The sequence below is a fragment of the Chroococcidiopsis sp. [FACHB-1243] genome, from assembly GCF_014696895.1.
In the GTDB taxonomy this organism is placed as follows: Bacteria; Cyanobacteriota; Cyanobacteriia; order Cyanobacteriales; family Chroococcidiopsidaceae; genus Chroococcidiopsis.
Genome location: NZ_JACJQX010000070.1, coordinates 1 through 15,478 on the forward strand (window position 1 = coordinate 1; position 15,478 = coordinate 15,478).

Sequence of the window (15,478 nt, forward strand, 5' to 3'; positions counted from 1 at the left end):
ATCTCTGCTCGATCTTTGACTTTTTGTGGTACATCCGCAGTTCTCAAGTTTAATAGAGTTTTGTCTTGCTCACGAGTCAGAAATACCCTTAAACGAGCGCCCATTTTACTCGCTTCCCTAATACATTTGTTCTGCGTCTTTTCCAGATTTATCTATCTTTACATAGTTTGGTTTTTTCATGACAGCTTACTTAGAAGACATCGAAAATTACTACAGCCAAATCCACTTCTGGGAAACCGTACCTAACTACGATGACTGGGTAGCCTTGTGGAATGAGTTTCGCGGACAGTAAAAATGAAAGAACGATGGCTACGCCATCGTTCTTTCATCCTCTAAGGTACGGGAATCCTACCTCAGTGACAGGTTAGGGCTGGGTTAGAAGCGATAAATTAGTAAATGTAGTTGGTGCAAAGCAAATAGCTAGCACGGTGTCAGAATTAAACGCTATAAGCAACTGCAAATCATTTGGAGTTATTACTAAGGGCAAATCGTATTACCCTAAAGGAAATAAACCAAAGTCAATATTGTTTTTCGGGCAGTGAGATATGCGTAATAAACTGCTTTCAGTCATGAAACCGTTGATAAAATCTTTGTTCGTATTCGGTCTAATCGCTACTTTAGCGTTTGGTCATGTGGATAGTGCGTTAGCAGCTAGTGGCGGTCGGATTGGTGGTGGCTCTTTTAGAGCGCCTAGCCGTGGCTACTCTACTCCTAGAACCTACGCTCCTGGTGGTGGTGGTGGCTACTACGCACCCTATCCTGGTGGCGGATTTGGATTTCCTTTCTTGTTTCCCTTCTTTGGCATCGGCGGCGGCTTTGGTGGCTTGTTTACGATCCTGATCTTTTTTGCGATCGCCAACTTTATGTTACAAGCCTTCCGGCGTGCTAGTAGTGGGGGTAGCGTAGAGGAATTAGAATACGATAGTAATCCTACTGTCAGTGTCACTCGCGTACAAGTCGGTTTGTTGGCTGAAGCAAGAGGCTTACAGGCTGAACTTAACCGGATTGCCGAACTCGCCGATACTAACTCGCCTGAAGGTAGAGTACAAGTACTGCAAGAAGCTTCTTTAGCGCTGTTACGCCACCCCGAATATTGGGTTTATGCTGGTGGTAATACTCAGCAATCTCGCTTGACGGGTGCAGAAGCTGAATTTAACCGTTTATCCTTGGCAGAACGTAGCAAGTTTAGCGAAGAAACTCTTTCCAACGTCAATAATCAGCTCAAGGCTGCCACGCCTAAAGCAGAATTACCAGCAGGTGACGGATCGGGTAATGGCGATTTAGCCGTGAAAGATCCTGGTGAATACATCGTCGTCACTCTGATTGCAGCGACTTTGGGTAAATTGCAAATACCAGCAATCAATAGTACTGACGATTTGCGTCAAGCTCTACGTCAGTTTGGTAGTATTCCTAGCGATAAACTCTTGGCGATTGAAGTGTTATGGACACCTCAAGCTGAAGGTGACACCCTCAGTTCTGATGATGTTCTAGCAGAATATGCAGATCTGAAACTGGTCTAGCTAAAATACCAAAGCGATTATTTTCTAAATAGTAGGGGCGCACGGCTGTGCGCCCCTACTATTTATATTTATACCAATTTACTCTTTAACTACGACAAAAGAGATCCCCCCAACCCCCCTTATTAAGGGGGGTTGGGGGATCTTCCGTAGCATAGTTCTATTGAATAGTATTAAATATAACTCTCGATAAATGCGATCGCCTCTGTTAGTCCAGCCTGAGTTTTCAGATTCGTAAAAATAAACGGTTTATCGCCGCGCATTTTCTTCGCATCTCGTTCCATAACGCTTAAATCGGCTCCAACATAAGGAGCGAGATCGGTTTTATTAATCACTAACAAATCCGATTTGGTAATCCCTGGTCCACCTTTACGGGGAATTTTATCACCTGCTGCAACATCAATCACGTAAATTGTCAGGTCTACTAACTCAGGACTAAAAGTAGCTGCGAGGTTATCACCACCACTTTCTAGAAATACTAAGTCCAGATTGAGAAATTTTTGTTCTAACTGTTCGATCGCGGCTATATTCATTGAAGCATCTTCGCGAATCGCCGTGTGCGGACAACCGCCAGTCTCTACACCTAAAATGCGATCGCTTGAGAGTGCTTGAGCGCGTACCAAAAACTGAGCGTCTTCTTGAGTATAGATATCGTTTGTCACTACTGCAATATTATATTGCTGACGCAAGTGCTTGCACAGCGCCTCGACTAAGGCTGTTTTCCCCGAACCGACAGGACCAGCTACACCAACTCGGAATGCAGTCATAGGTAAGTCAAAAGTGAAAAGTTAAAAGTCAAAAGTTTAGGATGGACAATGCCTATCTCACTATGACAATTTCATTTTAAAATTAACTATTAATACTACCATCTGGCATTGTCGCACCGTGTAAGGTTGCACCCGTGAGGTTGGCGCTACTGATTTCGGCTTTAAATAAGTTAGCGTTATCTAAGTTCGCATCGGTTAAGTTTGTTCGTGCCAAAAAGCCTTCAATTAACGAGCTATCAATTAAAATTGCTGCTAGTAAGTTAGCTCGACTGAAATCGACTCGATTCATTCTAGCTTTGGTCAAGTTAGCATAGCTGAGATTAGTTTTAGTCAGTTTACTATCAGGTGCGATCGCATGGCTTAAATTGGCGCGGGTTAGATCTGCTTCATTCATTAACACTCGTTCTAGTTTAGTATTACTTAAGTTTGCTTCTCTCAAAATTGCCCGATCTAAATTTGCATCGCTGAGAAATGCATCGGCTAAATTTGCCTCACTTAAATTAGCGCCGTATAGGTTAGCACCTCGCAAATTGACTTCAACTAAATTAGCACAGCGCAGGTCAGCTCCAGACAAATCTACACCTACCATATTTGCACCTCGCAAATCAGCTTGAAATAGTCTTGCACTGCGTAAATTAGCTGCATATTCTTTTTGTTCTTGTCTGAGGTTAGCACCGCGAAGACAGACACCTGTTAAGTTAGCACCACTCAAATTGGCATTACGTAAATCTGCATCGATCAAATTTGCATCGAGTAAATTAGCTAGCCTCAAATCGGCACTGCGCAGATCCGCACCTTGTAGAATTGCTCCATGTAAATCGGCATCGTGTAACTTGATTTCACGTAAATCGGCTTGCGTTAAGTTAGCGCCACTTAATTTTGTGCTACTTAAATTAGCCTTATGTAACTGCGCTCTATTTAAATAAGCAAAAATTAGATTAGCACTACGTAAATCGGTTTGACTCAAATTAATACTAACGAGATCTGCACCGAATAAATTAATTCCTTTTAATTCTAAACCGCTAAAATCAATTTCTCCACTTGTATAACGTTGTATAAGTTCATTAGCATCCATAAATTAGGTATAGCAAATATTGTGAATTCTATAATCAAAATCAAAACTCAAAAATTAACACATGGGCTTAAGCGCTCGACTAATAATATTAGCGATCGCCAGGTATTCGGGCGGTTTATTCAGTTTTCGAGCCGTTGAATTAAGGATATCAACCAAAGCTTCAAAAGATTGACAGGTATCAGTTATAGTACGAATTAACTCATATAGCTCTGTACTGCGTAAAGCAGTCCAATCTTGCTGACTCCAATCAAATTGATGCTCTACTGCCGAAAATAATAATATTTTTGCTTGTAAGGGATTAGCTTGAATCATTACCTTGTGACGGATTTCAAATGGCTCAACTTTTTTCTGAGTTGGTATAGATGCTGTTGGAATAAGATCTGGAATCACAGGAGCTTCTTGACGAACCGTCGTGACTAACGGAACAGTAATTAGATCGGACTCAGAACTTAGTTTAATTTTTTGAAAATCGTATAGAACTTTTGCTTCGGTAATAATCGTGCTAGCAACACTTAAGTACTGCTCTGGCTTATTTAAAGTTTGTGCCATTCTATAGATACTTTTCTTTAGACTCTCAATGTCTGAATAAATAGTAAATAATTCTCGAACTAGATCGGTCAAACTTATACTATCTAACTGATTTTGGTCTCTAGCCCAAACTTGTTTTGCTACGTAGAAAACTAGTTTTTTAATTCGGGCTGAGTCTTCATTTTGCTCTAAAGATTGTACGACTTGAGTGAATAAGGACGAGTTTTCCATAGCTCGAGCAGCGCGATCGCTCCAGTTTATACTGTTCCCGTGATAAGAAAGCACGATCGTAACACAACCTAAACGCATCATAAGGATTAAGATCGCGATGGAGTCCCGCACGCATCTCGTTCATGACAAAATCTCGTATTCGTGCTGCTAAACCAGACACACAACCTCACTTTGACTACTTTTACGACAAACCGGGTAGTCTACCAGGAACTTTGAATATTGTGGTTGACGCTCAACCACCAGTTATCGTCTTAATTGACTACAACGAAGCAGACGCAACACGCCAAACCTTAGCCACACCAGAAGAATGTCTTCCCTATCTGGACACCGAATCTGTCTCCTGGGTTGACGTGCAAGGCTTAGGTAGCGAAGATATCTTACAAAGATTGGGACAAGTTTTTAATCTACATCCATTGGTTTTAGAAGATATCGTCAACGTGCCGCAACGTCCCAAAGTAGAAGACGATTACGAAGACCATTTAGTTATCATCGCACGGATGGTGATCCCAAAAGAAAGTGGTGGTTTTCATAGCGAACAAGTCAGTTTTATTTTAGGAAAATACTACTTACTCACAGTTCAAGAGGAACCAGAACACGACTGCTTTGAACAGGTACGCCAGCGAATTCGTTACAACAAAGGTAGCCTCCGCAAGCTGGGAGCAGATTATCTAGCCTATACGCTCATAGATTCAATTATTGATGGCTTTTTTCCCGTACTGGAAGCTTACGGAGAACAGATTGAAGATTTAGAAGACGAAGTTGTTACTAAACCAACGCGGCAAACTTTAAATAAAATCTATCGCGTCCGGCGAGAGTTACTCAGCTTGCGGCGGTCAATTTGGCCTCAACGAGATGCGATCGCCATGCTGATCCGCGATGATAATGACAGTTTAATTAGCGATCGCGTCCAAGTCTATTTACGCGACTGTTACGACCATGCCGTACAAATTTTAGACATGGTAGAAACCTATCGCGAATTAACTTCTGGTCTAATGGATGTCTACCTATCAGCCGTGAGTAACAAAATGAATGAGATCATGAAGTTGCTGACGGTAGTTTCTTCTATATTTATTCCTCTAACTTTCATTGCTGGGGTCTACGGCATGAACTTTAACACGGAAAAATCTCCCTGGAATATGCCGGAATTAAATTGGTACTGGGGATACCCACTATGCCTGATGTTAATGGCAGCAACCGCCGCCGGACTCGTCTATTTCTTCTGGCGGCGAGGTTGGTTTGAAAACTTCTCTGATGTCAAGGATAGAACTACTAGTACATCAAGAAGAAGCTAAGGTCAGTTATCAGTTATCCGTGACCACCAACCACCAACCACCAACCAACAACTACCAACTACCAACTACCGATCGCCACTCTACGACTACACTAGATCTAGAGAGAGTAGGCGCAGGCAGTTGCAGCCAGCTTTTACAGCTGGTCTGAGGAAAGTCTGGACTCCCGAAAGACCAAACTTGCTGGGTAACGCCCAGTGCGAGCGATCGTGAGGATAGTGCCACAGAAAGATACCGCCAATTGGTCATCGGTCAGTAGTCATTCGTTATTTGTAAATAGCTAATGACAAATGACAAATGACGATTTGGTAAGGGTGCAAAGGTGCGGTAAGAGCGCACCAGCAGCATCGAGAGGTGCTGGCTCGGTAAACCCCGGTTGGGAGCAAGGTCGGAGGAACTACGGTTGGTCTTTTCCCAGTTCCGCTATTGGTGTACCGCTAGAGGTGTCTGGTAACAGGCATCCCAGATAGATAACTGCCTTCTGCTTGTAGAGACGCGATCGCGTTGATGCAGCAGAAAACAGAATCCGGCTTATGTCCTGCTCTCTCTTCAAACCTACGCCCTATAATGGCTATGCTGTCAGATTATCTCAAACTTGGATTGCCAAGTACTGACGAACTCCCCTGTTCGGACGATGCACCAGTGGATAACGAAGACCAAAATTTTCTGCCCAATATTCTCCTATTTTTGCTGAATTCAATTTGGGTGAATCGCACTGATTGGTATTTTGGTGTAGATATGGCGGTGTATCACACTACAGGAGTTAACCCACGAGTACCTGTAGTTCCCGATGGTTTTTTGAGTTTGGGAGTCGAACGTAAAAAAGGCGGAAAATCCCGTAAAAGTTATGCCACATGGGAAGAAAATGGGGTAGTTCCCATCCTTGTCTTAGAGATGGTATCTCATACGTTAGGGGGCGAATACGACGAAAAGCTAAATATCTACGCTAAACTCGGCGTGCTGTATTACGTCATTTACAATCCTGAATATTGGCAACGGGATCGACACCAACCATTTGAAGTACATAAATTAGTGGATGGTAGTTATCAATTACAAATTGGCGAACCTCTATGGATGCCAGAAGTGGGATTAGGGATCGGTAGATGTCAAACTTTAGTTGCAGGGCTTCAACAAGAGATCCTATCTTGGTATGACCAACGGGGCGATCGCTATTTAACTGCCGAAGAAGTTGCCGAACAAGAACGCCTTCGCGCCGAACAGCTAGCACAATATCTGCGATCGCTTGGTATCGATCCCAACAACTTACCTAGTAATGATTCCTCAAATTCGTAACTAGACACTGAGATAGATGTAATTATTAATGCTTTGCTGCTAAAGAACTTACATGAGTTCTACTACGTACCATGACACAACAGCTGACGAGGCAAGACCCCTCAACTTGGGTGGAGCGACTGGCAAGATTTGGTTATGCAGCTAAGGGAGTGGTTTACGGTATTGTCGGATTATTGGCAGCACAAGCGGCTCTTGGCGCTGGGGGAAAAACGACAGATAGCGAAGGAGCCTTACAAACTGTATTAACTCAGCCATTCGGAAAATTTTTACTAGCCGCGATCGCTCTTGGTTTACTCGGATACGCGCTTTGGCGATTCGTCCAGGCAATTAAAGATCCCGAACACAAAGGCACAAATGCTAAGGGAATTTTTCAGCGACTTGGTTATGCAATTAATGGTGTTATCTACGCTAGTTTAGCTTTTACTGCCGTTCAATTAGTTGCTGGAACTGGCGGTGGAGGCGGGGGTAATTCTACACAAGATTGGACGGCAAGGCTACTTTCTCAACCTTTCGGACAATGGTTAGTTGGAACTGTAGGTGCATTTATTATTGGTATGGGTTTCTATCAGTTTTATCGCGCTTTTAAGGCTAAATTTCGTAAAGAAATGGATTTGCATCAATTAAGTGAAACTGGGGAAAAGTGGGTATTAGGTATTAGTGCATTCGGTACGGCAGCAAGGGGAGTCGTATTTTGCGCGATCGGCTTTTTTCTGATCCAAGCGGCAAGAAATAATAACCCTAACGAAGCAAGAGGACTTGGTGAGGCACTACAGGTATTATCCCAACAACCTTTTGGTAAGTGGATTTTAGGAATTGTAGCTTTGGGATTAATTGCTTACAGTATTTATATGGTGTTGCAAGCACGGTATCGTAAATTGAAAACAAATTAAATCGTGAGTGAAATACGAGGAATTTGGATTACTAATACCGATAGTGCGGTTCTTGACTCTCAAGCTAATATTGCCGAGGCGATGAATTTCTTGGCAGAGACGGGATTTAATGTGGTGTTTCCCGTTGTGTGGAGTAAAGGAGCTACAGTTTATCCCAGTCAAGTGATGCGATCGCAGTTTGGCTTGGCGATCGATCCGCGCTACACTGGACGCGATCCGTTAGCCGAACTGGTAGCTGAAGCAAGACGAGTCGAACTGAAAGTTATTCCCTGGTTTGAATATGGCTTTGCTAGTTCCTACAATCAAAACGGAGGACGGTTATTAGCAAAAAAACCGGAATGGGCAGCCCGTGATTGTAACGGTAATCTACTGAAAAAGAATGGTTTCGAGTGGATGAATGCCCTCGACTCCCAAGTACAAGATTTTTTGCTGAGTCTAATTTTAGAAGTTGTCAATAATTACGATATAGATGGCATTCAAGGCGACGATCGCATTCCTGCTATGCCGTGTGAAGGCGGTTACGACGCGGGAACTGTAGCCCGCTATCGCCAAAAATTTCGCCGTCAACCCCCCTCAAACCCCCAGGATCGCCGCTGGCTGCAATGGCGGGCAAATATTTTGACTGACTTTCTCGCCCGTCTGAATCGAGAAGTCAAAGCCGTTAATCCCAATTTACTCATATCAATGGCTCCTAGTATCTACGACTGGGGTTATAAAGAATATCTGCAAGATTCTCAAACTTGGCTGCAACGAGGATTAGTCGATCTACTCCACCCCCAAGCTTATCGGCGCGATTTCAACAGCTACAAACAAATTATCGATCGCCTTGTCACAGAACAAACCCCACAACAGAGATCGCGAGTCGCTCCTGGTGTTTTACTCAATATTAGTTCGTACCGCATGACTCCTCAATATTTATCGCAGGCGATCGCCCACAATCGTTATTGCGGTATCAATGGAGAAGTCTTTTTCTTTTACGAAGGCTTGCGATCGGATAATCATGCTTTAGCTAAAGTTTTACGTAACGGTGCTTATGCGAAATCTGCTGCCTTTCCCTCTGTTGCCAACCTTGCCCAGCCCCAGCCTGAGAACGCTGGTTCTTCGGTAGCTAGAGGAATTCAGAATTTATTCAAATTGTGGCAAAATCGCTTTTAAAGACAAATTATCTGTAGGGGCGCACAGCTGTGCGCCCCTACTAACAACCGCGATTTCACCCAACACAAAACGGTAATAAATAGGGATAAATGGAATATCAATTACAAGTAAAACAAAATATTGCCACGCTCAAACACGATTTACCAACTCTGTTTGAACGAGATATTTCCTACGATATCTATACACAAAATATTTACTTTCAAGATCCAGTCAACAAATTTAAATATAAATTCAATTATCGAATTATTTTTTGGACATTACGATTTCATGCCAAATTGTTTTTTACAGAAATCTACTTCGACGTACACGACATACATCAAAAAGATGAACAGACAATTCTAGCAACTTGGACTGTTCGAGGAGTATTGCGCGTACCTTGGAAAGCTAAAGTATTTTTTAACGGCTATTCCAACTACAAATTAAATGACAATGGCTTAATTTACGAACATATCGACACCTGGGATCGCCCACCAAAAGAAATATTACAGCAGTTTTTTCGACGGTAAAAAATTGGACGGTGTATCATCCACACACCCTACAAACCACTGTTGTGCGTTCAGTATAAAGAACTCTTGACAATACTCGTCCGCTATAGCTGACTAATTATCCTTCCAAAGACATTTCTGTTGATGTGTGGATAATCTCGGCATCATGGTAAGTAAATCTTTTTGCGGTAGAGAAGACTTGCAGTAATAGGGATATTTTGGTTCTCGCGAACTGTAATCGTAAAATAGAGCAAATCGATCGCTATTCTCCGGCACTTTGCCTCGGTGGAAAATACTGCCAGTATCCACTAAAATTACCGTACCAGCCGCACCAGTGCATGAGATCCATTCAGATTGAGGAATAATTGGTTCTACAGTCTTATCTTGTAGATAGCCGTGTTTGTATCCTAACGAATTAGATAAAAGCGCAGTCAAAGGTTTAGAAATGTATTGAAAAGGACCGTTACCCGCGCTGACATCATGTAAGTAAATGATGATTTTAAAAACACAGCGATCTTCTGTGTCTATGTGCCAAAGTCTTGATTTAATTTTGACATCATTTGCTAAATCTTTCCGAAAGTATACACCGTGATATGCGATCGGTAGACCAATGTAATTCTCGGTAATATCCAGCAATCTATCTTCTAATCCCCAGAGAAAAAGCTCTGGATGTTCTATAATTTGTGCGTTGCTGGCGTGAAGGGCAAATTCTTGTTTGTTGCTGGGTAAAACGTTCCGTAAGGTTGGCAGTATTTTTTTTACAGATGCCAGAACTGAAGGTGTAGAAGAAATATTTAATTCTTCTAAGGAAGTAATAACAATTCCTTCTTGTTTGAGTGTCTTAACAATCTGAGAGTCGTTGGGAGTAAGTACGGGTAACTTATGAGTATGCTGCTCAACTGCCTCTTTATAAGCAAGTTCTGAGGGAATTGTAAATACTGGAGTATCAAAAATCTTTCTTAAGATTTTATTACGTACTTGATGTATTCTTTTTGTTATGAGCATCTCAGTTACTTATACGCTTACTCTAGATTTAAAAGTGTTTGTTTAACAGGGCTAATTGATTACTTCTATATTATGTATAAATTCTAACATACACCTAAACTACCTCTTTGGATAGAGTGACGAGATAAAATGAGTGTAAATTTAAGTTGAAGAAACGATGAAGTGCTTGACGATCGCCGCTCTAGAATCGAGTGGAGAATGCAAGTGAGAGCGATCGATGCTTACTTTTGCTGTACTCGCCGTGAACGAGACTTTGTGTGAATGGAAGTCATGCGCGCTTGCTAGAGGTGGACTCAGTTAAAATACTGTTTGTCATAAGCAAATTCCGCGAAATATAGCTCAATTTCACCTAAATGTAATATATTGTTACGGATGACTTGTGGATATTAGCAAAACATCGCGTCATCTACTGTACCGTTAAGCTCTGCGATCGCTAATTTTACGATTCGTTAGCAGAAGAAACTTTTTGAACAATGCTTTCTCTCTGTGGCGGTTTAATTAACCAACGCTGGCTAATAGCCACGAACAACACGGTTAACCCCTGAATCGCAAAAACAATCGTTACGGGAACACCTGCGCTGCGTTGCATCACATTTGCGCCGCTACGGAGGGCGCTAAAAAATAGAGAAGTGAGAACAACTCCGAGAACGCTACCGCGACTCAAAAAAGCGATCGCGATCGCATCGAAACCATAACCGGGCGAAACTTGCTCGAACAAACGAAATTTCAACCCCATCACCTCCGATGCACCAGCCAACCCCGCCAAACCACCTGCCAGCGCCATGACGAGCATGATGGTACGTTGTACTGATATACCACCATAACGGGCTGCAACTGGGTTCATCCCCACAGCGGCGGTACGATAACCGAAAGGCGATCGCTGTAACAATACCCATAACACCCCAGCCGCTACGAGTCCGACTAAAATTCCTGCATGGGCTAAACTGCCTGGTAGAATAATCGGCAATTGGGCAGAACGGGCAATGATGGGAGAATAAGGGCTAGGTGCATTGGGAGCCATTAACGGTCCCTGAACGAGGTAACTGACTAAGTTGAAAGCAATATAATTGAGCAACAGCGTAGTAATGACTTCATTGACTCCCCGTACTGCTTTCAGATAACCAGGAATTAAACCCCAAATTCCCCCAAACAGAAAACCCGCTAGTAGTGCTAAAGGGACGTGAACTAATGCAGGTGTACCTTTGATAGATAATCCTGCGATCGCGCTACCTAAAGCTCCCAGATAAATCTGTCCTTCGCCACCAATATTAAATTGTCCGGCTCGTAAAGCGACTAGAACCCCTAGACTTGTTAAGAGTAGGGGAGCCATTTTTGTGAGCGTATTACCAAAACCGAAATAAGTAGAGAGGGATTCTTGAAATAGAGCTGTATAAGCTGCAATGGGATTCGCGCCTGCAACTAACATCAATCCCGCACCTACAAGTAACGCTGAAGCGATCGCGACTACTGGAGGTAGCAAGGATGGAATAATTGCCAGTACTTGCCTAAATATCTTCTGCAATTTTAAAATTAATCTTTATTTTAAGTTTGTGAGGTGCGTTAACAAGGTAACTTACCCTACATCTTACTAACTCGAAGCACTGGTGTAAAACCGTAAGGCAAACCGCCAAAATACAGTAGCGATCGCAAATAAAAATAGCGCCAATACTCCCGCACCAATTACCCAGCCTAACTGAACTCTTCCTAACATTGTCTCGGCTGGAACTGTGGTAAGAAAAGCGACGGGAACGACAAAGGTAAAGAAGAAACGATAGGCAATTGGATAAGCTACCATTGGATATCGCCCTGCTTCTAATAATCCTCGTAATACCTCGGTGACGTTATAAATCTTGACAAACCAAATACTTGTCGCCCCTAGCATAAACCACAAACTGTAGAGGCTGATAAAACCAAAGATTAACGGAATAGTACTTAGTAAATAGTCACCAATCGTTAAACCGAGTAGACTACCAGCATAACCAACGATCGCTGCACCAAAGAGAATATCGGGAACTCCCCAAGGGGAAAGGGTGTGGGTAGAAAGCCAAAATTGGCTGTTAATTGGTTTTAACAACACAAAATCCAACGTTCCTTGTTGAACGTAGGTAACAATTCTGTTGAGATTAGGTGAGAGAAACGTACTGGAAAAGCCTTGGAGTAAAGTAAAAACTCCCAAGACGATTAAGGCTTCTTGCCATTGCCAGCCCTCAAAAGTATAACCAGTACGGTAGAAGAGGAAAAGCCCGAATAAACTGCCTGCAAGATTGCCAAGGCTGGTGAGGGTTGCTAAAACAAAATTAGCGCGGTATTCTAACTCAGCCGCGATCGCAGCACTCCACAACAACTTAATTACATCTAAGTATCGATTCACGTTCAGGCTGTTATCGATCGTCATTCCTAATTCTAAACGAGATATTCCTCCTTATCTGCGATCGGATAATCCATGTCCACCCAGATCGACGAAATCTGGTAAACTCATCATTTTTGTTGCGTGTTGAGAATTATTTTCCAATAAATCGACGTGATGAGTTTCCATCAAATCGATATGACGTGTTGGCATGTGTTGTTTCGATCTGCGCGAAGAACGGCTACCTCTAATCTCAAAATACTGTAGAGTCTTAGCAGCTTCAGCATCCGCCGGACGCGAGAAGAAATAACCCTGTCCGTAATCGCATCTTAAGGCTTGCAATTGATACATTTGCTTTTTCGTTTCTACCCCTTCAGCAACCACATTGATGCCCAAGTTCCACGCCATAGAGACGATAGTACGGATCATCTCAATTTTTTCTGGATCGCAATCAATATCGTTAACGAAAGAGCGATCGATCTTCAGCGTATCTATGGGTAGGCGGTGGAGATAGCTGAGGGAAGAATAACCCGTGCCAAAATCATCGATCGCCAATTGAATTCCCAAAGTCTTCAACTGCTGCAAAATAGTAACCGCAGCATCAACATTATCCATCAGTACACTTTCAGTAATTTCTAACTTCAAGCTACTGGGAGAAAGTCCAGTTTTGTGCAGAATTTGTTTAACTTCTCGCGCCAGATCGGGTTGCGTCAATTGCTTGCCAGAAAGATTGACATTCACTGTTAATCGAGAGTCAACTACAGAATGCTGTTGCCAAGTGCGTAACTGCTGACACACTTGTTCGAGTATCCACCAGCCAATCGGGACGATCGATCCAGTTTCTTCGGCTACAGGAATGAATTCTGCGGGTAATACCCAGCCTCGTTGGGGATGCTGCCAACGAATTAATGCTTCAAATCCAGCAACTCGACCGCTGTTGAGCGAGACAATCGGCTGGTATACTACCATGAACTCTTTGTGTTCTAGCGCCCGCCGCAGGTCAATTTCGAGCTGCATTCTGGCGATTGCTTGGCTGTGAATGGCAGGTTCAAAGACTTCCGATCGCGCTTTTCCCATAGCTTTAGCACGATACATGGTCATATCGGCATCTCGCAGCACGTCTTCCGAATGCTCGTACCCGCTATGACTTAAAGCAATCCCAATACTAGCGGTGCAAAAAACTTCATTGCCTTTGAGGTTGAAGGGGGTTGACAATTCTCGATGAATTTGCTCTGCAATCTGCCGAACTCGCAGAGCGTCGCAATTTTCCAGCAGGATTGTAAACTCATCTCCTCCTAACCTAGAGAGAGTGCTACTGGATGGTAAGCACGCTTTTAAGCGAGTTGTAATCTCCAAGAGGAGGCGATCGCCCATAGCATGACCTAAACTATCGTTGACGACTTTAAAGCGATCGAGATCTAAAAATAGGAGGGCAAATTGAGATTTCGGGTCTTGTTTTGTTTGGTGAATCGCTTTTTCTAATTGCTCCATGAACCAGAGGCGATTTGGTAGACCTGTTAATCCATCGTGGAAAGCATCGTGCAGTAATTTCGCCTCAGCTGCCTTTTGTTGAGTAATATCAGTTTGAGAACCAGCCATGCGGTAAGGTTTGCCTTCAGAGTCGCGCACGGCTAGCCCCCGACAAAGCATCCAACCGTAGCTACCATCCTGACGCAATAACCGATATTCAGTTTCAAAATGGTTGGTTAACCCCGCTAAATGGGCGCTTAATTTTCCTTGGAACTGAGCTTTATCTTCAGCATGTATGCGATCGAACCATTCTGCTAAAGTATTACCTACTTTTTTCTCCTCGTAGCCCAACATCGATTTCCAACGAGGAGAATAATAAATATGATGACTTCTGATACTCCAGTCCCACAAACCATCGTGAGCGCTCTGAGCGATTAAAGCATAACGTTCGCGGCTCTCTTGTAGTGCTTTTTGTGCTTGGTGAAGTTCGTTAATTTTTGTTTGTAATTCGCGATTTGATCGCGCCAATTGCTTGTAAAGTTGAGTTTGGTGTAAAAGTCGGCGAACTCGCTGCCGTAAAACAGCCCAGTGAATTGGTTTTGTCACAAAGTCGCTTGCACCAGCGCGGAAGGCGCGATCGACTGATTCTTGGTCTTCCAGAGCCGTGATAATTAAGATAGGTGCGTGTTTGGAGCGAGAAAGAGCTTGTAGCTGACCGCAGCAAGTAAAGCCATCCATCACGGGCATGAGTGCATCGAGCAAGACCAAATCTGGCTGAAATTGAGTATACGCCTCTAACGCTTGTTGTCCGTTTACCGCTTCTATTACCCTGTAGCCATCCTTCTCCATTGCTTGACGCAGTAAAATCCTCATGGTTCTATCGTCGTCCACCACGAGGATTAAGGGTGTAGTTGAAGAGACGGGGTTAGAGTTCATAGTGACGAACACCCATAAGAAATGAGAAAGGTTAGTAGAGTTGCAGTAGAAGAGAAAGACTTTTTGCACTGCCAACTGTCTGGTGTTGCCAGTACTTTAATTGCCAGTATTGCTATTGGCAATCGCTTTGAGAGAATCAATCGCAATCGATGCAGCACTTGAAGTCTGAATAGAAAACTATGAGTCACATATTCTACCGAGCCGCAAAGTCTGCTGGATCTCGTAGCTTCACTATGGACTACCTTTGGCAGCTTTCACATCGAGTAAATCACGCAATTTTGTCCCATTCTTATAAATTTTTCATAAAGAAAAACAGTTGCAAGTCGCAATTCACTCGCCACTGATAACTGACAACTGATATAGGACTCATATTTGATTTTGAAATCTACGTAGTGGTGTGGCAAGGCTAAAATAGTGCAATAAGACAGGCGGAAAATGGGGGTAAGCTGATGGGTAAAGGTCGTAGAGATAAAGTGCTTTTAAATACACA

14 protein-coding genes and 1 other RNA gene are annotated in these 15,478 nt (G+C 43.1%); 8 read left to right on the top strand and 7 right to left on the bottom strand.

All coding sequences use genetic code 11. The features are described 5' to 3' along the window. Nucleotides 1–545 precede the first annotated feature (545 nt). A complete protein-coding gene (locus tag H6G17_RS29805) occupies nt 546–1,520 on the top strand; it encodes a DUF1517 domain-containing protein (protein WP_192162139.1) in 975 nt (324 codons plus the stop codon). A gap of 170 nt (nt 1,521–1,690) precedes the next feature. On the opposite strand, the gene ureG is transcribed toward H6G17_RS29805, so the two are convergent. From ureG to H6G17_RS29820, 3 genes are all read right to left on the bottom strand, one after another. Beyond that, nucleotides 1,691–2,284, bottom strand: a complete 594-nt coding sequence (ureG, locus tag H6G17_RS29810) for an urease accessory protein UreG (RefSeq protein ID WP_015152631.1) — start codon at nt 2,282–2,284, stop codon at nt 1,691–1,693. Nucleotides 2,285–2,366: 82 nt separating this feature from the next. Then, nucleotides 2,367–3,359, bottom strand: coding sequence for a pentapeptide repeat-containing protein (locus H6G17_RS29815; protein ID WP_192162140.1), 993 nt, complete (start codon nt 3,357–3,359; stop codon nt 2,367–2,369). Nucleotides 3,360–3,413: 54 nt separating this feature from the next. Further along, the gene (locus H6G17_RS29820) at nt 3,414–4,118 is read right to left on the bottom strand and encodes a hypothetical protein (protein WP_206757186.1); all 705 of its coding nucleotides are present in this window, start codon (nt 4,116–4,118) and stop codon (nt 3,414–3,416) included. 122 nt (nt 4,119–4,240) lie between these two features. Here H6G17_RS29820 and corA point away from each other — a divergent pair, with 122 nt between their 5' ends. From corA to H6G17_RS29850, 6 genes are all read left to right on the top strand, one after another. Beyond that, a complete protein-coding gene (gene corA / locus H6G17_RS29825) occupies nt 4,241–5,410 on the top strand; it encodes a magnesium/cobalt transporter CorA (protein WP_192162142.1) in 1,170 nt (389 codons plus the stop codon). A 102-nt stretch (nt 5,411–5,512) separates the two neighbouring features. Beyond that, nucleotides 5,513–5,957, top strand: an RNA gene (gene rnpB, locus H6G17_RS29830) — RNase P RNA component class A. Nucleotides 5,958–5,980: 23 nt separating this feature from the next. Then, nucleotides 5,981–6,700 (top strand): Uma2 family endonuclease, encoded by a 720-nt coding sequence (locus tag H6G17_RS29835; RefSeq protein WP_192162150.1) that lies wholly within the window; start codon nt 5,981–5,983, stop codon nt 6,698–6,700. 71 nt (nt 6,701–6,771) lie between these two features. After that, nucleotides 6,772–7,590, top strand: a complete 819-nt coding sequence (locus H6G17_RS29840; RefSeq protein WP_192162143.1) for a DUF1206 domain-containing protein — start codon at nt 6,772–6,774, stop codon at nt 7,588–7,590. Between the two features lie 3 nt (nt 7,591–7,593). Beyond that, complete coding sequence (locus H6G17_RS29845) at nt 7,594–8,745, top strand: family 10 glycosylhydrolase (protein WP_192162144.1); 1,152 nt, start codon at nt 7,594–7,596, stop codon at nt 8,743–8,745. Nucleotides 8,746–8,834: 89 nt separating this feature from the next. Further along, the gene (locus tag H6G17_RS29850) at nt 8,835–9,251 is read left to right on the top strand and encodes a DUF2358 domain-containing protein (protein ID WP_192162145.1); all 417 of its coding nucleotides are present in this window, start codon (nt 8,835–8,837) and stop codon (nt 9,249–9,251) included. 93 nt (nt 9,252–9,344) lie between these two features. Here the strand turns inward: H6G17_RS29850 and H6G17_RS29855 are convergent, their stop codons facing one another. From H6G17_RS29855 to H6G17_RS29870, 4 genes are all read right to left on the bottom strand, one after another. Next, the gene (locus H6G17_RS29855) at nt 9,345–10,235 is read right to left on the bottom strand and encodes a 2OG-Fe(II) oxygenase (protein ID WP_192162146.1); all 891 of its coding nucleotides are present in this window, start codon (nt 10,233–10,235) and stop codon (nt 9,345–9,347) included. 439 nt (nt 10,236–10,674) lie between these two features. Beyond that, on the bottom strand, nt 10,675–11,757 hold the full coding sequence (locus H6G17_RS29860; RefSeq protein WP_192162147.1) for an ABC transporter permease: 1,083 nt from the start codon (nt 11,755–11,757) through the stop codon (nt 10,675–10,677). 66 nt (nt 11,758–11,823) lie between these two features. After that, a complete protein-coding gene (locus H6G17_RS29865) occupies nt 11,824–12,606 on the bottom strand; it encodes an ABC-2 family transporter protein (RefSeq protein WP_192162151.1) in 783 nt (260 codons plus the stop codon). A 51-nt stretch (nt 12,607–12,657) separates the two neighbouring features. Further along, entirely contained in the window at nt 12,658–14,988 is a 2,331-nt protein-coding gene (locus tag H6G17_RS29870) for an EAL domain-containing protein (RefSeq protein WP_192162148.1), read from the bottom strand. Nucleotides 14,989–15,009: 21 nt separating this feature from the next. Between H6G17_RS29870 and H6G17_RS29875 the strand changes: the two genes are divergently transcribed. After that, the gene (locus H6G17_RS29875) at nt 15,010–15,150 is read left to right on the top strand and encodes a hypothetical protein (RefSeq protein WP_192162149.1); all 141 of its coding nucleotides are present in this window, start codon (nt 15,010–15,012) and stop codon (nt 15,148–15,150) included. The last annotated feature ends 328 nt before the right edge of the window (nt 15,151–15,478 follow it).